This window comes from Bradyrhizobium sp. 138, from assembly GCF_023074075.1.
Lineage (GTDB): Bacteria > Pseudomonadota > Alphaproteobacteria > Rhizobiales > Xanthobacteraceae > Bradyrhizobium.
This window is the reverse complement of record NZ_JADPKT010000081.1, coordinates 72,184-92,542: the sequence shown is the minus strand read 5'-3', so window position 1 is coordinate 92,542 and position 20,359 is coordinate 72,184. Positions and strand designations below refer to the sequence as shown.

General features: G+C 64.6%; 21 protein-coding genes and 1 other RNA gene. 18 read left to right on the top strand and 4 right to left on the bottom strand.

Going from position 1 to position 20,359, the window contains the following annotated elements:
- Window positions 1–140: 140 nt before the first annotated feature.
- The 3 genes from fumC to ssrA all read right to left on the bottom strand — a co-directional run bounded on the left by fumC (window position 141) and on the right by ssrA (window position 2,661).
- Window positions 141–1,574, bottom strand: a complete 1,434-nt coding sequence (gene fumC, locus IVA79_RS27580; protein ID WP_247559079.1) for a class II fumarate hydratase — start codon at window positions 1,572–1,574, stop codon at window positions 141–143.
- Window positions 1,575–1,663: 89 nt separating this feature from the next.
- Window positions 1,664–2,182 carry a ClpXP protease specificity-enhancing factor SspB gene (locus IVA79_RS27575; protein ID WP_247559077.1) on the bottom strand — a complete coding sequence of 173 codons (519 nt, stop codon included), beginning with the start codon at window positions 2,180–2,182 and terminating at the stop codon, window positions 1,664–1,666.
- A 112-nt stretch (window positions 2,183–2,294) separates the two neighbouring features.
- Window positions 2,295–2,661, bottom strand: a transfer-messenger RNA (tmRNA) gene (gene ssrA / locus IVA79_RS27570).
- Window positions 2,662–2,746: 85 nt separating this feature from the next.
- Between ssrA and IVA79_RS27565 the strand changes: the two genes are divergently transcribed.
- The 12 genes from IVA79_RS27565 (at window position 2,747) to IVA79_RS27510 (ending at window position 13,427) form a co-directional block, all read left to right on the top strand.
- The gene (locus IVA79_RS27565; protein ID WP_247558960.1) at window positions 2,747–3,355 is read left to right on the top strand and encodes a chromate transporter; all 609 of its coding nucleotides are present in this window, start codon (window positions 2,747–2,749) and stop codon (window positions 3,353–3,355) included.
- The gene (locus IVA79_RS27560) at window positions 3,352–3,882 is read left to right on the top strand and encodes a chromate transporter (protein ID WP_247558958.1); all 531 of its coding nucleotides are present in this window, start codon (window positions 3,352–3,354) and stop codon (window positions 3,880–3,882) included. Before IVA79_RS27565 ends, IVA79_RS27560 begins: the two co-directional genes overlap by 4 nt.
- A 95-nt stretch (window positions 3,883–3,977) precedes the next feature.
- Window positions 3,978–4,739, top strand: coding sequence for a tripartite tricarboxylate transporter TctB family protein (locus IVA79_RS27555; protein ID WP_247558955.1), 762 nt, complete (start codon window positions 3,978–3,980; stop codon window positions 4,737–4,739).
- A gap of 7 nt (window positions 4,740–4,746) precedes the next feature.
- Window positions 4,747–6,261 (top strand): tripartite tricarboxylate transporter permease, encoded by a 1,515-nt coding sequence (locus IVA79_RS27550; RefSeq protein WP_247558921.1) that lies wholly within the window; start codon window positions 4,747–4,749, stop codon window positions 6,259–6,261.
- Window positions 6,262–6,382: 121 nt separating this feature from the next.
- Window positions 6,383–7,363 (top strand): tripartite tricarboxylate transporter substrate binding protein BugD, encoded by a 981-nt coding sequence (locus tag IVA79_RS27545; RefSeq protein WP_247558919.1) that lies wholly within the window; start codon window positions 6,383–6,385, stop codon window positions 7,361–7,363.
- Window positions 7,364–7,535: 172 nt separating this feature from the next.
- On the top strand, window positions 7,536–8,330 hold the full coding sequence (locus IVA79_RS27540; RefSeq protein ID WP_247558917.1) for a thymidylate synthase: 795 nt from the start codon (window positions 7,536–7,538) through the stop codon (window positions 8,328–8,330).
- 5 nt (window positions 8,331–8,335) lie between these two features.
- Window positions 8,336–8,821 (top strand): GNAT family N-acetyltransferase, encoded by a 486-nt coding sequence (locus IVA79_RS27535; RefSeq protein WP_247558900.1) that lies wholly within the window; start codon window positions 8,336–8,338, stop codon window positions 8,819–8,821.
- Window positions 8,821–9,333, top strand: a complete 513-nt coding sequence (locus tag IVA79_RS27530; protein ID WP_247558898.1) for a dihydrofolate reductase — start codon at window positions 8,821–8,823, stop codon at window positions 9,331–9,333. The genes IVA79_RS27535 and IVA79_RS27530 overlap by 1 nt, the downstream gene beginning before the upstream one ends.
- A 153-nt stretch (window positions 9,334–9,486) precedes the next feature.
- Window positions 9,487–10,623 (top strand): FtsH protease activity modulator HflK, encoded by a 1,137-nt coding sequence (hflK, locus tag IVA79_RS27525; protein WP_247558896.1) that lies wholly within the window; start codon window positions 9,487–9,489, stop codon window positions 10,621–10,623.
- A complete protein-coding gene (locus IVA79_RS27520) occupies window positions 10,620–11,516 on the top strand; it encodes a protease modulator HflC (RefSeq protein WP_247558893.1) in 897 nt (298 codons plus the stop codon). The genes hflK and IVA79_RS27520 overlap by 4 nt, the downstream gene beginning before the upstream one ends.
- Window positions 11,517–11,585: 69 nt before the next feature.
- Window positions 11,586–11,792, top strand: a complete 207-nt coding sequence (locus tag IVA79_RS27515; protein WP_246921794.1) for a DUF2065 domain-containing protein — start codon at window positions 11,586–11,588, stop codon at window positions 11,790–11,792.
- 144 nt (window positions 11,793–11,936) lie between these two features.
- Window positions 11,937–13,427, top strand: a complete 1,491-nt coding sequence (locus tag IVA79_RS27510; RefSeq protein WP_247558891.1) for a Do family serine endopeptidase — start codon at window positions 11,937–11,939, stop codon at window positions 13,425–13,427.
- A gap of 157 nt (window positions 13,428–13,584) precedes the next feature.
- Here IVA79_RS27510 and serB read toward each other — a convergent pair whose 3' ends face one another.
- Window positions 13,585–14,490, bottom strand: coding sequence for a phosphoserine phosphatase SerB (gene serB, locus IVA79_RS27505; RefSeq protein WP_247558889.1), 906 nt, complete (start codon window positions 14,488–14,490; stop codon window positions 13,585–13,587).
- A gap of 11 nt (window positions 14,491–14,501) precedes the next feature.
- Between serB and miaA the strand changes: the two genes are divergently transcribed.
- The 6 genes from miaA to IVA79_RS27475 all read left to right on the top strand — a co-directional run bounded on the left by miaA (window position 14,502) and on the right by IVA79_RS27475 (window position 20,355).
- A complete protein-coding gene (miaA, locus tag IVA79_RS27500; protein WP_247558887.1) occupies window positions 14,502–15,443 on the top strand; it encodes a tRNA (adenosine(37)-N6)-dimethylallyltransferase MiaA in 942 nt (313 codons plus the stop codon).
- A 330-nt stretch (window positions 15,444–15,773) separates the two neighbouring features.
- On the top strand, window positions 15,774–17,549 hold the full coding sequence (locus IVA79_RS27495) for an acetolactate synthase 3 large subunit (RefSeq protein ID WP_247558885.1): 1,776 nt from the start codon (window positions 15,774–15,776) through the stop codon (window positions 17,547–17,549).
- A gap of 24 nt (window positions 17,550–17,573) precedes the next feature.
- On the top strand, window positions 17,574–18,116 hold the full coding sequence (gene ilvN / locus IVA79_RS27490) for an acetolactate synthase small subunit (protein WP_247558883.1): 543 nt from the start codon (window positions 17,574–17,576) through the stop codon (window positions 18,114–18,116).
- 3 nt (window positions 18,117–18,119) lie between these two features.
- Window positions 18,120–18,815 (top strand): class I SAM-dependent methyltransferase, encoded by a 696-nt coding sequence (locus tag IVA79_RS27485; protein ID WP_247558881.1) that lies wholly within the window; start codon window positions 18,120–18,122, stop codon window positions 18,813–18,815.
- A gap of 42 nt (window positions 18,816–18,857) precedes the next feature.
- The gene (locus tag IVA79_RS27480; protein WP_247558879.1) at window positions 18,858–19,745 is read left to right on the top strand and encodes an EamA family transporter; all 888 of its coding nucleotides are present in this window, start codon (window positions 18,858–18,860) and stop codon (window positions 19,743–19,745) included.
- Window positions 19,746–19,752: 7 nt separating this feature from the next.
- Window positions 19,753–20,355: a LysE family translocator gene (locus IVA79_RS27475; RefSeq protein ID WP_247558877.1), complete on the top strand. Its 603-nt coding sequence runs from the start codon at window positions 19,753–19,755 to the stop codon at window positions 20,353–20,355.
- Window positions 20,356–20,359: the final 4 nt, after the last annotated feature.

The following is a 20,359-nucleotide window of genomic DNA, read 5'->3' as shown; positions in this document are numbered from 1 at the left end:
CGCCCCGTCGAGGGGCGGACTGGCTGCGTAGCACGCCGTCCCGCCGGAACATTGACGGTAATCAAATCCCGCCCCCAAAGCCGCATATTTCTGGGCGTGAAGCGTCCGTATCATTACGGATGGCTATCGGAATTCGGAATTTATCCGGGGCTGGTCATCTTCTCCGGGCGCACCAGGCGATCGAATTCGTCCGCCGAGACGAAGCCGAGCCGCAGCGCCTCCTCCTTCAACGTGGTGCCGTTGGCATGGGCCGTCTTGGCCACCTTGGCGGCATTGTCGTAGCCGATCTTCGGGGCGAGCGCCGTCACCAGCATCAGCGAGCGCTGCATCAGCTCGTTGATGCGCTTTTCGTCGGCGCGGATGCCGCTGACGCAGTGCTCGGTGAAGGATCGCGCCGCATCCGCCATCAGGCGGATCGAGTGCAGCATGTTGTAGGCCAGCACGGGCTTGTAGACGTTGAGCTCGAAATGGCCCTGGCTGCCGGCCACCGTGATCGCGGTGTGATTGCCGAACACCTGGCAGCACACCATGGTCATCGCCTCGCACTGGGTCGGATTGACCTTGCCCGGCATGATCGAGGAGCCCGGCTCGTTCTCCGGCAGGATCAGCTCGCCGAGGCCAGAGCGCGGGCCCGATCCCAAGAGGCGGATGTCGTTGGCGATCTTGAACAGGCCCGTCGCCACCGAATTGATGGCGCCATGCACCAGCACATAGGCATCGTTCGAGGCCAGCGCCTCGAATTTGTTGGCGGCGCTGGTGAAGGGGAGCTTCGTGATGGACGCGACGTGCTTTGCGAACAGTCTTGCAAAGCGCGGCTTCGAATTGAGGCCGGTGCCGACGGCGGTGCCGCCCTGCGCCAGCGGATGGAGCTCCTTCACCGCGAGCTTGAGCCGGGCGATGCCGCTCTCGACCTGCGCGGCATAGCCGGAAAATTCCTGGCCGAGCGTCAGCGGCGTCGCGTCCTGGGTGTGGGTCCGCCCGATCTTGACGATCCTCGCGAACGCCTTCTCCTTCTTGCGCAGTGCGCGGAGCAGCTCGGTGAGCGCAGGGACGAGATCGGCATTGATGCGGCTTGCCGCCGCGATGTGCATCGCGGTCGGGAAAGAGTCGTTCGACGACTGGCTCATGTTGACGTGGTCGTTGGGATGCACCGGCTTCTTGGCGCCGAGCTCGCCGCCCAGGAGCTCGTTGGCGCGGTTGGCGATCACCTCGTTGAGGTTCATGTTGGTCTGCGTGCCGGAGCCGGTCTGCCATACGACGAGCGGAAAATGATCGTCCAGTCTGCCTTCGATCACCTCGCGCGCGGCGCGGATGATGGCGCCCGCGCGGCGCTGGTCGAGCAGGCCGAGCTCGAGGTTGGACTGCGCTGCGGCGAGCTTGACGATGCCGAGCGCGTGCACGAGCGCGATCGGCATGCGGTCCGTGCCGATACGAAAATTCTGGCGCGAGCGCTCGGTCTGCGCCCCCCAATAGCGATCGGCGGCGACCTCGATGGGACCGAAGCTGTCGGTCTCGATGCGGGTTGCGGGGCGGGCGGTCTTCGAGCGGGAAGCTTTGGCCATGAGCACATCCATTCCGCCGCGCGAAACGCCGCGCGGCCTCTTCATGTGCTCTTCTATATAGGCAGTCTGGCCGGATGGGACGGCTTCAAAGCCAACCTAGATCATTTCTTGCGGAAACGATCGAGCCGCACGACTTCGGCGCCACCCTGGTTCGGGGCCGCCGGCTCCTCCGTGCTTTCCGCCGTTTCCGGGGCAGGCGTCTGCACCGCGACGGCCGACGGTGCGGGCGCTGTCGGCAGCGATTCGGGCGCGACCTCGGCGACATCGGAGGTGTCGAACTGGAGGCCGAACTTCACGGACGGGTCGAGGAAGCTCTTGATGGCGCTGAACGGCACCACCAGCCGCTCCGGAATGCCGCCGAAGGACAGGCCGACCTCGAAGCGGTCCTCGAGCACGGTCAGATCCCAGAACTGGTGCTGCAGGATGATCGTCATCTCTTCCGGATATTGCGCGAGCAGCCGTGACGACAGCTTCACGCCCTCGGCCTTCGAAACGAAGGTGATGAAGAAATGGTGCTCGCCCGGCAGGCCATGGGCGGCGGCATCGGTCAGCACCTTGCGCAGCACGCCGCGCAGCGCGTCGCGGGCCAGCACATCGTATCGGATATGATCGGTCGCCATGGTGTCCTGTTGCATCCCCGAAGCCGGACCCCGCCGGCTCGACTCGCCAAGCCACAACAATATCGCGCCTGACGGGTCAGCAGGAGTCCCCGCCGGGGAAGAAATAAAGGCAAGTGGAGGCTTCTGTTGCCAGGTGCCTCCGAACCCCGCCTAACGGAGCTTAACCCGTTAGGACTTTAAGATGGTCTTTCAAACTGCGTTACGCAGCCTGAGCAACCGGAGCAAAGTTGTCGTTGGCAACTATTGCAGTAGCCCGATAACGGCGGAACAATACCGGGAAAAAGTACGCCCTTTACGCCCTCGTCGATCCTATTTCGCCCCCGCCAAAACCCGCTTCTTGGGCAAGCCCCGAGTGGGCTTTGGTGGAGGCGCCGGGTACCGCCCCCGGGTCCGAATGGTTTATTGCGACGACCGTTTATTTCCATAGCCGGCGAACCGGCACCCCCAATATAGGGGGCAAAGGTTTCGAAAAACAGGGGTTTTGAGCAGGTTGGGTGCAGTTCCTTTGGATAGGGTTCCGGGCTGGCCTTGGCCGCGGTGCGAGCTTCGTTCTAAGCTCCTGACATGTCCCCGAATTCAGCACCGGCCGTCCAGGACTCAGGTCAAGAGCCGGATCCCGTCACCGCACCGCCGGGCCTGGCCGCGCTGTTCCTGGCGTTCGCCCGGATGTCGCTGGCCGGTTTCGGCGGCGTGCTGGTGTTTGCCTGGCGGGCCATCGTCGAGCAGCACCGCTGGATGACCGCGGACGAGTTCAACGAGACCTTCGCGCTCTGCCATTTCCTGCCGGGGCCCAACATCGTCAACCTGTCGATGGTGTTCGGCGCGCGGCTGCGCGGGATCGCCGGGGGAGTTGCCGCCTTTGCCGGGCTGCTGCTGCCACCGACATTGATCGTGACCGTGCTCGCGATCATCTACGCCCAGTTCGGCGAATTGGAGCTGCTGCGCCGCAGTCTTGCCGGCATCTCCTGCGCGGCGGTCGGGCTGTTGATCGCGGTGGTCTTCCGCATGATGACTCCGTTGTTCAAGCGGATGGACGCCGTCGCGCTCACCCTGATGCTCGGTGTGTTCGCCGCCATCGGCGTGTTCCGCTTGCCGCTCCAGGCGGTGCTGCTGGTCGCGATTCCCGTGAGTATCGGCGCCACTTATTTCCTGCGACGGAAAGTAGCAGCATGAACGCCGAGAACCCGATCTGGGTGCTGATCTCCACCTTCGGCCTGATGTCGCTGTTCGCGGTCGGCGGCGCCGCGGCGGCGGTGCCCGAGATGCATCGCATCGCGGTCGAGGTGCATCACTGGATGACCGAGAAGCAGTTCACAGATGCCTACGCGATCGCGCAGCTCTCACCAGGTCCGAACGTGCTTATCGTGACGTTAATCGGCTATGCCGTCGCCGGAATTCCCGGGGCGATGGCGGCGACGCTGGCGATGTGCCTGCCGACGGCGCTGCTTGCCTATTATGTCAGCCGGCTGCTGAATCGGCCCAACCAATCGCGCTGGCCCGGCCTGATTCAGACTGCACTGGTTCCGCTCTCGATCGGATTGATGGCGGCGAGTGCCCTGGTCCTGGCCCAGTCGACCGATCGCACAATTATTGCGGTGCTTCTGACCGCAATGGTTGCGGTGATCGCATCGGTCTCGCGCATCAATCCACTCTGGCTCCTGCTCGCCGGCGGGCTGTTGGGTTTTGCTGGCATTGTGTGATGAAAATCGCTAGGCAGTGATCCGGGCGGGGGATCCAGTTCCAGCCGATTTAGAACAACAGTGCTCGTGACTTACGGGTCGCGGAGGAGACATGCATGGCCGACACGATGGGCCACTCAGCGACGGCCACCCGAAATACCCGGTTGGCGCTCGGCTTTTGTCTGCTGGCGATTGCGCCGCAGATCATCGAATTGATTTGGTCGCTCGGGACGATCCCCGGCTGGGGCGCCGGCCGCGGCCCAGGGACGGTGGTCACCAGCCACATGACGGCGCTGCTCGCAGGCGCGCCCAGTGCCATCTTCGGATCGTTCGGTGGCGGCACCAAGAAACTTTCGTCCGAGGTTCTGCTGGCGCTGATCTATTCCTATCCGCTGTTCGTGCTAGCGATCCTCACGTTTTTCATGCCGATCCGGTCGGCGCAGGACTATGTCGGCGGCGTTGTCGTGATGGCGGTCGCCCTGTTCGCGCTGTGGGCGGGGAGCGACTTGCAGGGCATGCGGGGCTTCTCCTTCGGCGCGGGCACCGCGCCGCGCATGTTCGGCGGACTGCTGGTCGCCTTGTCCGCCGGCATCGCCCTGACCGGTCTTCTGACCGATGGGCCGGCGCTTGCCCATTATTCCTGGCGCGGGCCGCTGTTCGTGATGGCGGCGATCCTGTTCTTCGCGCTGGCGATCCGGCCGCTCGGTCTCGTGGTTACGGCTTTTGCCAGCTTCATGATCGCGGTGACGGGCTCGCACGAGACGCGCTGGCTGGAAGCGGCCATCGTCGGCGCCTGCCTGACGCTCGGCTGTGCAATCCTGTTCCCCTACGTGCTCGGGCTGCCGATGCCGATGTTTCCGCGTTTCCTGATCCAGTGAGGGCGTGATGGATATCTTTGCCAACCTCGCTCACGGCTTCGCCGTCGCGCTCTCCCCGATCAACCTCCTGATGTGCCTGATTGGCGCCCTCGTCGGCACGCTGGTCGGCGTTCTCCCCGGCATCGGAACCATCGCGACCGTTGCGATGCTGCTGCCAATCACGTTCGGGCTGCCGCCGGTCGGCGCGCTGATCATGCTCGCCGGCATCTATTACGGCGCGCAATATGGCGGCTCGACCACGTCGATCCTGGTCAACATACCCGGTGAGGCGACATCGGTCGTGACCGCCATCGATGGTCACCAGATGGCGAAGCAAGGCCGTGCCGGCCCGGCGCTGGCGATCGCCGCGATCGGCTCGTTCTTTGCCGGCTGCGTCGCGACCGTCTTGATCGCGCTGCTCGGCGCACCCCTGACGAAACTCGCGCTGGCGTTCGGCCCGGCCGAGTATTTCTCGCTGATGGTGCTCGGCCTGATCTTCGCGGTCGTGCTGGCCAAGGGCTCGGTGCTGAAGGCGATCGCGATGATCGTGTTCGGCCTCTTGCTGTCGATGGTCGGCTCGGACATCGAGACCGGCGCCTCGCGCATGGCCTTCAACATTCCGGAGCTCGCCGACGGCCTCGGCTTTGCGACGGTGGCGATGGGTGTGTTCGGCTTCGCCGAGATCATCCGCAATCTCGACCATGGCGCCGAGATGAACCGCGACCTCGTGCAGCAAAAGATCACCGGCCTGATGCCGACCAGAAAGGACCTGGCCGATTCGACGCCTGCGATCCTGCGCGGCACCGTGCTCGGCTCGATCCTCGGCATCCTGCCCGGCGGCGGCGCCGTGATCGCGTCCTTCGCGGCCTATACGCTCGAGAAGAAGCTCGCCAAGAACCCGTCGCGGTTCGGCCGCGGCGCGATCGAGGGCGTGGCGGGGCCGGAGAGTGCCAACAACGCCGCGGCACAGACCTCGTTCATTCCGCTGCTCACCCTCGGCATTCCGCCGAACGCGGTGATGGCACTGATGGTGGGGGCGATGACCATCCACGGCATCGTGCCCGGTCCGCAGGTGATGCAGAAGCAGCCTGATCTCGTCTGGGGCATGATCGCCTCGATGTGGATCGGCAATCTGATGCTGATCATCATCAACCTGCCGCTGGTCGGAATCTGGGTGCGGCTCTTGCGCGTGCCGTACCGGCTGATGTTCCCCTCGATCGTGATCTTCTGCGCGATCGGCATCTATTCGGTGAACAACGCGCCGGTCGACGTCATCCTCGCAGGCATCTTCGGTCTCGTCGGCTATTGGCTGATCAAGCACGATTTCGAGCCGGCGCCGTTGCTGCTCGGCATGGTGCTCGGACCGCTGATGGAAGAGAACCTGCGCCGGGCGCTGCTGATCTCGCGTGGCGATTGGAGCGTGTTCCTGACGCGTCCATTGTCGGCGGTGCTGCTTGCGGTCGCGGCGAGCCTGCTTGTCCTGACGGTGCTACCCGTGTTGCGCGCCAAGCGCGACGAGGTGTTCACCGAGTCCGAGAACTGAGGTCGCTCGGACCTGCGTCGGCGCGCCGCATTCGGAAGTCGAATCGACTTGTGTGACGGCTTCGTGAAATGAAAATGCCGGCCTTGTGGCCGGCATTTTTGTTTGGCCCCGGGGGACCGATATGATTTCCATTCGCGCGCTCACGGGCGCATGTGCCGCAGCGCTCGCCTCGCTCGGCACCTTCATCGCGCCGGCTGAGGCACAGACCTATCCGACGCGCAGCATCACCATGGTCGTGCCGTTTGCGGCCGGCGGCCCGACCGACGTCGTCGCCCGTATCGTCACCGCGCACATGGCGCAGACGCTCGGACAGAGCATCATCATCGAGAACGTGGTCGGCGCCGGCGGCACCACCGCGACCACGCGCGCCGCGCGCGCGGCCAATGACGGCTACACGCTGATCACCGGGCATATGGGCACGCATGCCGCCTCCGTGCCGCTCTATCCCAAGCTCGCCTATCATCCCGAGAAGGACTTCGAGCCGATCGCGCTTCTGGCGGGCACGCCGATCCTGATTCTGGCGCGCAAGGACTTTCCGCCGAAGGATCTGAAGGAGTTCGTCGCCTATGTGAAGGCCAACGCCGAGAAGGTGAACGCCGCGCATGCCGGCGTCGGATCGGTCTCGCACGTCTCCTGCGAGCTGCTGCACTCGATCCTGGACATCAAGCCGGTCGGCGTGCCCTTCAACGGCACGGGACCTGCCATGAACGCGCTGGTGGCGGGGCAGGTCGACTACATGTGCGATCAGATCGTCAACGCCGTGCCGCAGATCAACGCCGGCACAATCAAGGCCTATGCGATCGCAACGCCCGAACGCAACCCGTCGCTGCCGAACGTGCCGACAACGGCGGAAGCCGGCCTGCCGAAATTCCAGGCCCAGGCCTGGAATGCGATGTTCGCGCCGAAGGGAACTTCGGCTGCGATCGTGGCCAGGCTGAACGCTGCGGCCAGCAAGGCGCTCGACGACGAGACCGTGAAGAAGCGCCTGCTCGAGCTCGGCAGCGTCATCCCCACCTCTGCGGAGCGGACGCCGGAGGCGCTGGCCAGCCTCGTCAAGAACGAGATCGCGAAGTGGACCCCGGTGCTCAAGCCGGCAACTTAGGCAACGCGATCAAGCCGATAGGTGAGGGCGGGACGTCGAGTTCCGCCCCCTTGTCGTTTGCCGAGGGAACGCTCATTTTTCCGGGTATAATCGGTGCGGACAGCGAATCGCCGCTGTTGCAGCGCGGGGGCGGCCGCTAAGTTCGCCGCCTCCCCAAAGGCTTTGGTCGCACATGCACCAGTATCAGGACTTGCTCGAGCGGATTCTTTCAGACGGCGCCGAGAAGACCGATCGGACCGGCACCGGCACGCTCTCGGTGTTCGGCCATCAGATGCGCTTCAATCTGTCCGCCGGCTTCCCGATGCTGACCACCAAGCGGCTGCCGCTGAAGGCGATCGTGCATGAGCTGCTGTGGTTCCTGAAGGGCGACACCAACATCAAATATCTGCGCGACAACGGCGTCACCATCTGGGACGAGTGGGCGGATGCCAATGGCGATCTCGGCCCGGTCTACGGTCATCAGTGGCGCTCCTGGCCCACGGCCGATGGCCGCAGCATCGACCAGATCGCCAATGTCGTCGACATGATCAAGCGCACCCCGGATTCCCGCCGGCTGATCGTCACCGCCTGGAATCCTGCCGACGTCGAGAAGATGGCGCTGCCGCCCTGCCACCTGCTGTTCCAGTTCTATGTCGCGAACGGCAAGCTGTCGTGCCAGCTCTATCAGCGCTCGGCCGACGTCTTTCTCGGCGTGCCCTTCAATATCGCTTCCTACGCGCTGCTTACGATGATGGTCGCGCAGGTCACGGGCTTGAAGCCCGGCGACTTCGTGCACTCGCTCGGTGACACGCATCTCTATTCCAATCACCTGGAGCAGGCGCGGCTGCAACTGACGCGGACGCCGCGTCCGTTGCCGGTGATGCGGATCAACCCTGATGTGAAGGACATCTTCTCCTTCCGCTTTGAGGATTTCGAGCTCGTCGGCTACGACCCGCATCCGCACATCAAGGCGGAAGTCGCGGTCTGACGCCGATGTCGTTGACCATCCGCCGTGCGCGACCCGGAGAAGCCGGACTCGTTCTCGATTTCATCCGTGAGCTCGCCGAATACGAAAAGCTCTCGCACGAGGTCGAGGCGACCGAGGCTGACATCGCTGACGCGCTGTTCGGCGAGAGACCGCAACTCTATTGCGCGATCGCCGAGTGGGACGGGGACGCCGTCGGCTTCGCGGTCTGGTTTACGAATTTCTCCACCTTCAGCGGCCGCCACGGCATCTATCTCGAGGATCTCTACGTGCGGCCGTCGCATCGGGGCAGGGGCCTCGGCAAGGCGCTGCTGGCCTATCTCGCAAAGGAGTGCGTCGACAACGGCTGGGCGCGCCTGCAATGGGCGGTGCTCGACTGGAACGCGCCGTCGATCGCATTCTACAAATCGCTCGGCGCCGTCATGATGGACGACTGGACGCTGTGCCGCGTCACCGGGCCAGCACTGACGCGGCTTGCCGGGAGTGCACCCTGATGGAGATCGTCTTCGTCGTCGCGATCGCGGAGAACGGCGTGATCGGCGCCGGCAACGCGATGCCGTGGCGATTGAAGTCCGACATGGCGCGCTTCAAGGCACTCACGATCGGCAGGCCCGTGATCATGGGCCGCAAGACCTTCGAATCGCTGCCCCGCCGTCCGCTGCGGGCCCGCACCAATATCGTGATCACGCGCGATGCGGACTACCGCGCCGCAGGTGCCATCGTCACGACATCGCCGGCGGATGCGGACGCGGTTGCGCGCGGCGATGCCCTGCGGCGTTCGGTCACTGAGATCGCGGTGATCGGCGGCGCCGAGATCTTCCGGCAATGGCTCGATCGTGCCGATCGCCTCGAAATCACCGAAGTGCACGCCCGGCCCGAAGGCGATACGCATTTCGACATCGACAGGGCGGAATGGGACGAGGTCGCACGTGTCCGCCATCCTGCCGGGGGCGACGACAGCGCCGATTTCTCCTATGTGACATATCGTCGGCGGCCCCGCCATTAACTGCTTTCGTCAATGTTTACATTGACTTTTTCGTGCCCGAGCATAGCTCGGAAGACGATCAGGGCCGCGTTGTAAGGGACCTGCCTGTCCCCTATAAAGCCGGACCGGACAAAGCGGGCGGGGGCAATTCCACCCTGCCGAGGAGAGCGTCGAATGCCGTGGAAGAATCAGGGCGGTGGCCCATGGGGCTCGGGTCCAAAGGGACCATGGGGCTCAGGCCCGCAACCGGTCGGGCCGAGGCCGCCGGATCTGGAAGACCTTCTGCGACGCGGTCAGGACCGCCTCCAGCAGATCATGCCGGGTGGCTATTTCTCCGGCGTCGGCATCACGCTGATCGTGCTGCTGATCGTCGCGTTCTGGCTGCTGTCGGGCTTCTTCCGCGTGCAGTCCGAAGAGCTCGGCGTCGTGCTGCGCTTCGGCAAGCATGTTCGCACCGTGCAGCCCGGCCTGAACTATCATCTGCCCTATCCGATCGAGACAGTGCTGCTGCCCAAGGCGTTGCGCGTCAACACCATCTCTATCGGCATGACGCTGATCGACGATCCGGCACGGCGCGGCCGCTCCATTCGTGACGTGCCGGAAGAGAGCCTGATGCTGACCGGGGACGAGAACATCGTCGACGTCGACTTCACCGTGCTCTGGCGCATCAAGCCGGACGGCGTCGGCGATTTCCTCTTCAACATCCAGAACCCTGAAGGCACCGTGAAGGCGGTCTCCGAGAGCGCGATGCGCGAGGTGATCGGCCGCTCGCAGATCCAGCCGATCCTGACCGGCGCGCGCAACGTCACCGAGCAGGGCGTGCAGGAGCTGATCCAGAAGACGCTGGACACCTACGGCGCCGGCATTCAGATCAGCCAGGTCCAGATGCAGAAGGTCGATCCGCCCGCACAGGTGATCGACGCCTTCCGCGACGTTCAGGCCGCTCGCGCCAATCAGGAGCAGTTGCAGAACGAAGCGCAGACCTACGCCAACCAGGTCGTGCCGCAGGCACGCGGACGCGCGGCGAAGATCCAGCAGGACGCCGAAGGCTACAAGGAGCAGGCGGTCGCCGAGGCCAAGGGCCAGAGCGCGCGCTTCCTGAAGGTTTACGAGGAATACAAGAAGGCGCCCGACGTGACGCGTGAACGGATCTATCTGGAGACGATGGAGCGCGTGCTCGGCGGCGCCGACAAGCTCGTCTATGACGGCGGCCGCTCGGGCCAGGGCATCGTGCCCTATCTGCCGCTGAACGAATTGACCACCAAACGGTCGCCTACCACCGGTCCGCAGTCGGGCGGAGGCAACCGATGAGGTCTCCGGTCACAGGTTTCGTCACGCTGATCGGCCTCCTGATCGTCGTGGTCGTCGGCTACATGTCGCTGTTCACGGTGCAGCAAACCGAGCAGACCATCGTGCTGCAGTTCGGCCGGCCCGTTGACGTCGTCACCGCGCCCGGCCTGCACTTCAAGGCGCCGTGGAATTCGGTGATCAACATCGACAAGCGGATTCTCGACCTCGAGAACCCGTCGCAGGAAGCGATCGCCTCCGACCAGAAACGGCTCGTGGTCGACGCCTTCGCGCGCTACCGCATCAAGAACGCGCTGCGCTTCTACCAGAGCATCGGCTCGATCCAGGCTGCGAATATCCAGCTCACCACGCTCCTGAACGCGGCGCTGCGCCGCGTGCTCGGCGAGGTCACCTTCATCAACGTGGTGCGCGACGATCGTGAGAAGCTGATGCAGCGCATCCGCGAGCAGCTCGATCGCGAGGCCGACGGCTACGGCATCCAGGTGGTCGACGTCCGGATCCGCCGTGCCGACCTGCCGGAGCAGAACAGCCAGGCGGTCTATCTGCGCATGAAGACCGAGCGCGAGCGCGAAGCCGCCGAGTTCCGCGCGCAGGGCGGCCAGAAGGCTCAGGAGATCAAGTCCAGGGCGGACCGCGAGGCAACCGTGATCATCGCGGAAGCCAATTCGCAGGCCGACCAGACCCGGGGCGCCGGCGATGCCGAGCGCAACCGCCTGTTCGCCGAGGCTTACAGCAAGGACGCCGACTTCTTCGCATTCTACCGGTCGATGACGGCCTATGAGAACGGGCTGAAGTCGAGCGATACCCGCTTCCTGCTGCAACCGGACTCGGATTTCTTCCGGTATTTCAGCAACCCGTCGGGCAAGATGGCGACCGAGACGCCGGCGAAACCGTAAGCCAGACAAGGGCGCAGGTCTGCCGCCCCTCGTCCAGACAAGAACAGCATAACGGGAGGTTCCAAGCCGATGAGGTCCATTGCGTTCGCCGACTTCCTCATCGGCCTGGGCATCCTGTTCGTGCTGGAGGGCCTGATGTTCGCGGCCAGTCCCAATTGGATGCGCAAGGCCATGAAGAGCGCCATCGCCACGCCGGACAATATCCTGCGGGTGGTCGGGATCGGCTCGGCCATCGCCGGCCTGATCCTGATCTGGGTTATGCGACGTCCGGTTTAGGCCTCGCGCCAACGCCAAAGTGAAGGCGAAAGACCAGTTTTCGCCGTATTATCGGGGTCTTGAGGCCCGTTGAGCTCCGTGCTTGCGCCGTCCCCCCGTTCGAGCGCAGTCTGGACGCCAAATCCCCTTTCCCTGGAGATACCAATGCCCGCTGCCACCATTGCCCCGACCCGCTTGCGTTTAGGGCTGGCCGCGCTCGCCGTCAGTGCATTCAGTGTGTTCGGCACGCCGGCTCATGCGCGTGGACCGGATGGCATCGCCGACGTTGCCGAGAAGGTGATCGACGCCGTCGTCAACATCTCGACCTCGCAGACCGTCGAAGCCAAGGGCGGGGGCGGCAATACCATGCCGCAACTGCCGCCCGGCTCGCCCTTCGAGGAGTTCTTCGACGACTTCTTCAAGAACCGGAAGGGCCCCCCTGGCAGCAAGGGCGGCGACAACAACCCGCCGCGCAAGACCAATTCGCTCGGAAGCGGTTTCATCATCGATACAGCGGGCGTGGTCGTCACCAACAACCACGTCATTGCCGACGCCGACGAGATTCACGTCATCCTCAACGACGGCACCAAGATCAAGGCCGAGCTGGTCGGCGTCGACAAGAAGACCGACCTTGCCGTGCTCAAGATCAAGCCGACGAAGCCGCTGGTCGCGGTGAAGTTCGGCGATAGCGACAAGCTGCGCCTCGGCGATTGGGTGGTCGCGATCGGCAACCCCTTCAGCCTGGGAGGCACGGTGACCGCCGGCATCGTCTCGGCCAAGAACCGCGACATCTCCTCGGGGCCCTACGACAGCTACATCCAGACCGACGCCTCCATCAACCGCGGCAATTCCGGCGGTCCGCTGTTCAACCTCGACGGCGACGTCATCGGCGTCAACACGCTGATCATCTCGCCCTCCGGTGGCTCGATCGGCATCGGCTTCGCCGTGCCGTCGAAGACGGTGGTGGGCGTCGTCGACCAGCTCCGTCAGTTCGGCGAGCTGCGCCGCGGCTGGCTCGGCGTGCGCATCCAGAGCGTCACCGACGAGATCGCCGAAAGCCTCAACATCAAGCCGCCGCGCGGTGCGCTGGTTGCCGGCGTCGACGACAAGGGGCCGGCCAAGCCGGCCGGCATCGAGCCGGGCGACGTCGTCGTCAAGTTCGACGGCAAGGACGTCAAGGATCCGAAGGACCTGTCCCGCGTCGTCGCCGACACGGCGGTCGGCAAGGAGGTCGACATCGTCATCATCCGCAAGGGCCAGGAGGAAACCAAGAAGGTCACACTCGGCCGCCTCCAGGATCCCGAAAAGGTGCAGGCCGCGGTGAAGACCGACGAGCCGGCGCCGGAGAAGCCGGTGACGCAGAAGGCGCTCGGCCTCGATCTCGCAACGCTCAGCAAGGATCTGCGCACGCGCTACAAGATCAAGGAGAGCGTCAAGGGCGTGGTGGTCACCAATGTCGAGGCCAATTCCGACGCCGCCGAGAAGCGGCTCTCCGCCGGTGACGTCATCGTCGAGGTGGCGCAGGAGGCGGTGTCGAGCGGCGCCGACATCCAGAAGCGGGTCGATCAGCTCAAGAAGGACGGCAAGAAGTCGGTGCTGCTGCTGGTCTCCAATGCCGACGGCGAGCTGCGGTTTGTCGCGCTGAGTGTGCAGTAAGGGACAGTGCAGTAGGGTGGGCAAAGCGACTTGTCCGCCGTAGCTCGAAGAGCGAAGGCGGAAGCGTGCCCACCATCTGTCGCCGTCGGAGAAGATCGTGGGCACGGCGCAAGTGCGCCTTTGCCCACCCTACGGCGGCGGAGTGTGCGGCAAGAGCCTACCCCTCCACGAACTCCTCGCGCCGATAGCCCTGCGCGTAAAGCAGCGCGGTGAGATCGCCGTGATCGATCCGCGCCGCCGCCGCGGCGGCGACCGCCGGCTTGGCGTGATAGGCGACGCCGAGCCCGGCCGCCTGGATCATGCCGAGATCGTTGGCGCCGTCGCCGACCACGACCGAGTCGATGTCGTCGAGATCGAACGATTCCATCAGATCCACCAGCGTCGCGAGCTTCGCGGCGCGGCCCAGGATCGGCTCCTTCACTTCGCCGGTGAATTTGCCGTCGCGCACGACGAGCTCGTTGGCGCGGTTCTCCTGAAAGCCGATCTTGGCGGCGACCGCGGTCGTGAACAGGGTGAAGCCGCCGGAGACGAGGCAGGTATAGGCGCCGTTGGCGCGCATGGTCGCGACCAGTTCTCGGCCGCCCGGGGTCAGCGTGATGCGCTTTTCCAGCACCTCGTCGACTACGCTGGCGGGCAGGTCCTTCAGCAGCGCGACGCGCTCGCGCAGCGCCGGCTCGAACTCGATCTCGCCGCGCATGGCACGTTCGGTGATGGCGGCCACATGCGCCTTCACCCCGACGAAATCGGCGAGCTCATCGATGCATTCCTGCCCGATCATGGTGGAATCCATGTCGGCGAGAAAAAGCTTCTTGCGCCGGGCGCCGACTGGTTGCACGACGATGTCGACGGGCAGGTCGCCTCGCAGCTCGCGGAGCCGCTGCTCGATGGCGTGACGGTCGGCTTCGAGGTTACTGTCGGCGCCGAAGGGGATGTCGACCGCGACCCCGTCGAACAGCCAGTGCGCGGGCGCTGCCTGCGGCAGCACGGCGCGGGCGCCATCGACGATGGTCGTATCGAGCGCGGGATTATTGGGGTTGCAGATCAGCGTGGCGACGAAGGACATTTGAGGTTTTCGTGAGCGAGGGGCATTCAAGCAAGGCCGTGCTTATCGCAGGCCCGACCGCCAGCGGCAAGTCGGCGCTGGCGCTGGAGCTCGCGCTCGCCACCGGCGGTATCGTCATCAATGCCGATTCCATGCAGGTCTATCGTGACCTCCGCATCATCACGGCACGGCCGACAGATGGCGAGGAAGCCCGCGCTCCGCACCGTCTCTACGGCCATGTCGATGCAGCCGAAAACTTCTCTGCGGGCGCCTGGTTGGCTGACGCGGCAAAGGCGCTCGACGAGGCGAAGGCGGAAGCCCGCCTGCCGATCTTCATCGGCGGCACCGGGCTCTATTTCAAGGCGCTGACGGCGGGGCTTTCCGTGGTGCCGCCAATTCCTGCGGTGGTACGCGAGGACGTGCGCGCGCGACTGGAACGGAACGGCGCGGAGGCGCTGCATGCGGAACTGGCGCGTCGCGACTCCCGCGCCGCCGAGCGATTGAACCTGCGTGACCGCACCCGGATCGCGCGCGCGCTCGAAGTGGTCGAGGCGACCGGCCGTTCGCTGCTCGACTGGCATCGGGAGGGCCAGCCGCCGCTGCTGCCGAAGGACAGTTTTCGCGCGGTCTTTCTCTCGCCCGACCGCGACGAGCTCTATGCACGGATCGACGCCCGTTTCGATGCCATGCTGGGGGCCGGCGCATTGCGGGAGGTCGAGCGGCTCGCCGCCCGACGTCTCAATCCGCTGCTGCCGGCGATGAAAGCTCATGGCGTGCCGGCCCTGATCCGCCACTTGCGCAGTGAGCTCAGCCTGGAGGAGGCCGCTAGCATCGGCCGCGCTGATACCCGACACTACGCCAAGCGCCAGTTCACCTGGTTCCGGCATCAACTGCCGGAGTTCGAATGGGTGAAGCCGGAGGAGGCGAGAGGATGGCTCGCCGCCATCGTGAACGCGGCCCGCGACCCAGGCTGACACGCTTTTCTGTCCGGGTTCCCGAATTTACCTCTCGCCGAACCCGGGGAACACCGCTACACTGCCAAAATCGCGCGGGAATGGCCGCATTGCCTTGACATCCAGGCTTTGGCCGCTATGTTTCGCGCAACCTTTGGGAAGCCGGGCGCCTGCCATGCGTAACATTATTACCAGACTCCTTATCGCCGTCGTACCCAGGCACACCGCCGGGGATGGCTAGCTGCCATCCACATGACAGGCGGTGTGCATGGGCCCTCTTCGGGGCCTTTTTTATTTCCCGAAACCGACACGAACGAAGCCGCTGGCAACAGCGCATCCGGAGCAAGCCAAATGAGCGACAAGAGCCACGACCCGAACCAGATGACCGGCGCCGCGATGATCGTCCGCGCGCTCATCGATCACGGCGTGACCGACATTTTCGGCTATCCCGGCGGCGCCGTGCTTCCGATCTATGACGAGATCTTCCAGCAGAGCGAGGTCCAGCACATCCTGGTTCGCCACGAGCAGGGCGCGGGCCACGCCGCCGAGGGCTATGCGCGCTCGACCGGCAAACCGGGCGTCGCGCTGGTGACCTCCGGCCCCGGTGCCACCAACATGGTGACGCCGCTGACGGACGCGCTGATGGACTCGATCCCGCTGGTCTGCATCTCCGGCCAGGTGCCGACGCATCTGATCGGCAACGACGCGTTCCAGGAATGCGACACTGTCGGCATCACGCGCCCCTGCACCAAGCACAACTGGCTGGTGCGCGACGTCAACGATCTCGCAAAGGTCCTGCACGAAGCCTTCTACGTCGCGACCTCCGGCCGTCCCGGGCCGGTGCTGGTCGACGTTCCCAAGGACGTGCAGTTCGCGACCGGCACCTATCATCCGCCGCGCAAGTCCGACGTGCACCGCTCCTATGCGCCGCGCGTGAAGGGCGATGCGACGCAGATCCGCAAGGCGGTCTCGCTGCTCGCCAATGCCAAGCGTCCCGTGATCTACAGCGGCGGCGGCGTCATCAATTCCGGCCCCGAGGCGACCAGGCTGTTGCGCGAGCTGGTCGAGGTCACCGGTTTCCCGATCACCTCCACGCTGATGGGCCTCGGCGCGTATCCGGCGTCGGGCAAGAACTGGCTCGGCATGCTGGGCATGCACGGCACTTACGAAGCCAACATGACCATGCATGATTGCGACGTCATGCTGTGCGTCGGCGCGCGCTTCGACGACCGCATCACCGGCCGCGTCGATGCGTTCTCCCCTAGCTCGAAGAAGATCCACATCGACATCGATCCGTCCTCGATCAACAAGAACATCCGCGTCGACGTGCCGATCATCGGCGATTGCGGCAACATCCTCGGCGACATCCTCCAGGTGTTCAAGGCGGAGGCGAAGAAGCCCGACATCAAGTCCTGGTGGCAGCAGATAGCGCAGTGGCGTGCCCGCAACTCGCTCTATTACAAGAAGAGCAACGACGTCATCCTGCCGCAGCATGCGATCCAGAGCCTGTTCGAGCTGACGCGCGGCAAGGATACCTACATCACGACCGAGGTCGGCCAGCACCAGATGTGGGCCGCGCAGTTCTACGGCTTCGAGGAGCCGCATCGCTGGATGACGTCGGGCGGTCTCGGCACCATGGGCTACGGCCTGCCGGCGGCGATCGGCGTGCAGGTTGCCCATCCCGACAGCCTCGTCATCGACATCGCGGGCGATGCCTCGGTGCAGATGACGATGCAGGAGATGTCGACGGCGGTGCAGTACGAGCTGCCGATCAAGATCTTCATCCTCAACAACCAGTACATGGGCATGGTGCGGCAATGGCAGCAGCTGCTGCACGGCAACCGCCTGTCGCATTCCTATTCGGAGGCGCTGCCGGACTTCGTCAAGCTCGCCGAAGCCTATGGCGGCGTCGGCATCCAGGTGCACAAGCCCGGCGATCTCGACGGCGCCATCCAGGAGATGATCTCGGTCAAGCGCCCCGTGCTGTTCGACTGCCGCGTCGCGGCGCTCGAAAACTGCTTCCCGATGATTCCATCCGGCAAGGCTCACAACGAGATGCTGTTGCCGGAGCAGGCCAACGACGAGGCGACCGCCAAGGCATTCGCCGGTGGCAAGGCGCTGGTGTGACAAGAGACATTTGAGGGGACGATCATGAACCAGCCCGCATCCGCCTATTTCATCGAGGACCGCCACGATCCCAACGAGACGCACACGCTCGCGGTGCTCGTGCAGAACGAGCCAGGCGTGCTCGCGCGCGTCATCGGCCTGTTCTCGGGCCGTGGCTACAACATCGAAAGCCTCACGGTCTCCGAGACCGAGGCCCAGAAGCATCTGTCGCGTATCACCATCGTCACCACGGGTACGCCGATGGTGATCGCGCAGATCAAGAACCAGCTCGACCGCATGATTCCGGTCTACCAGGTGGTCGACATGACCCAAACCCGGCGCTCGATCGAACGGGAGCTGGCGATGGTGAAGGTGCGCGGGCAGGGCGAGCACCGGGTCGAGGCACTCAGGCTGGCGGATGCGTTCCGCGCCCGGGTGATCGACGCCACGACCGAGAGCTTTGTGTTCGAGATCACAGGCAATACGGACAAGATCAATCAATATATCGACCTGATGCGCCCGCTCGGCCTCGTCGAGGTGTCGCGCACCGGGGTTGCCGCGATCGGCCGCGGGCCTGAGGGAATGTGAACCATGTTGGCGCGTGACTGGTACTACAACGAGCGGAACCGGATGGGCATCGGGCCGGCGGTGGCGTCGATCTATGACAGCCATGACGATGCCGATCTGCGGGCGCGCGCCGCGCTGAAAATGCTCGGGGTCCAGCGCGGCTGGCGTATCGCCGACATCGGTTGCGGCAACGGCGTCTTGGCAACCGAAGCCGGACTGATGGGCGCCGAGGTCGACGCCATCGACATCTCGCCGGCGATGCTGGCGCTCGCGGAAATCTACGCCCGTGACCGCAAGGCGCCGGTGCACACGCAATCGGCTGGCCTGCTCAGCTTCGCCTATCGGCCAGAGTCCTACGATTTGATCGTCAGCGAGTTCACGCTGCACCACCTGCCGGACTTCTGGAAGGCGGTGGCGATGTCGCGGATCTATCGTGCGCTCAAGCCGGGTGCGAGCTTCTATCTGCGCGATATCGTCTATGCATCGATGCCCGATACCGTCGAACGCGACGTCGAGGAATGGGCCGACTTCCAGATCAAGAACCACGATTTTGCGCGCGACAGCGTCGTCACGCATATGCGCGACGAATATTCCACCTTCGGCTGGGTCATGGAGCGGATGCTGACGGACGTCGGCTTCACCCTGGTCTCGGCCGATTACCACGCACCGATGCACGGCACTTATCTGCTGCGCAAACCAAAGGCCGGCGAGCAAGGCTAGACAACAACAGGGCTGCACGACAGGGCAGAACCGAGAACAACAATGAAGCCGGCCGATATCCTCATCGCCATCCTGGTGGCGATCATCTGGGGGCTTGCCTTCGTGGCGAGCCGGATCGCGCTCGACGAATTCTCGCCGGAACTGATGACGGCGATGCGCTTTGCCATCGCCGCGCTGCCGTGCCTGTTCATTCCGAAGCCAAGGGTGGCCTGGTCGCTTCTGGTCGCGATCAGCTTCACGCTGTTCCTCGGCCAGTTCCTGTCGCAAGCTTACGGCATCGCCCATGGCGTGCCGGTGGGGCTGACCAGTGTCGTGGTGCAGAGCCAGGCATTGTTCACCATAGGCTTTGCCGCGATTGCATTCGGCGAGCGGCCGACGCCGGTGCAGACGCTCGGCATCGTCATCGCGGCGGCTGGGCTTCTCATGATCAGCGGCACCGTCGGTTATGACTTCAGCGTCGGTGCGTTCGCGGTGCTGATGATCGCTCCGATCTGCTTTGCGATCGGCAATCTTCTGCTGCGTGCGGCCCGCGGTGCGCCGATGTTCGACTTGTTCGCCTGGCTCTGCCTTACCGCAGCGGTGCCGCTGTTCGCGCTGACGCTGGTCGTCGACGGGCCGATGCCGACCTTTCAGTCGCTGATCCACATGTCGCTCACCGGTCTGATCTGCCTGCTGATGATCGGCGCCATCTCCACCAGCATTGCCTATTGGTTGTGGGGCCGGCTACTGCGCGACTATCCCGCCGCGCAAGTGGTGCCGTTCGCGCTGCTGGTGCCGTTCGTCGGCTCGGCCGCATCGAGCATCGTGTTCGGCGAGCGGTTCGGACCCTTGCGGCTCGCCGGCATGCTCACCGTGATCGTTGGTATCGCGGTGATGGTTCTGGCGAATCGGCCCAAGGCGTTAGCCAAACCGCTGCCGAAGACGGCGTGAGGTGAACATGTCCCAGTCGCTGTTCTATGCCTTTCTCATCTTCATGGTCGTGATGTATTTCACGCCCGGGCCGAACAACATCATGCTGCTCTCCTCGGGCCTGACCTACGGCTTCCGGCGCACCATCCCTCACATCGTCGGTATCGTCCTCGGTTTCGCTTTCATGGTCGCCGCCGTCGGCCTCGGGCTCGGCTCCGTGTTCCTGGCCTATCCGATCCTCCAGACCATCCTGAAATATGCCGGTGCCGCCTATTTGATCTATCTCGCCGCCGCGATCGCCATGTCCGGCCCGGCCAAGCCGGGCGAGGAGAAGGCCCGCGGTCCGATGACCTTCTGGGGCGCGGCGATGTTCCAATGGATCAACGCCAAGGGCTGGGTGATCGTGATCGGCACCATCACCGCCTATGCGGCAATCGCCCAATTCCCGCTCAACATCGCGATCCAGACGCTGATCAGCCTGCTCGTCGGCACGGTCTCGACCGTGGTCTGGGCCCTGTTCGGCTCCGCATTGCGGCCGGTCCTGACCTCGGAGCGGCTGGTCCGCGCCTTCAATATCCTGATGGCGGTCCTGCTGCTGGCCTCCCTCTACCCCGTTTTCATGGATGCATGATGTC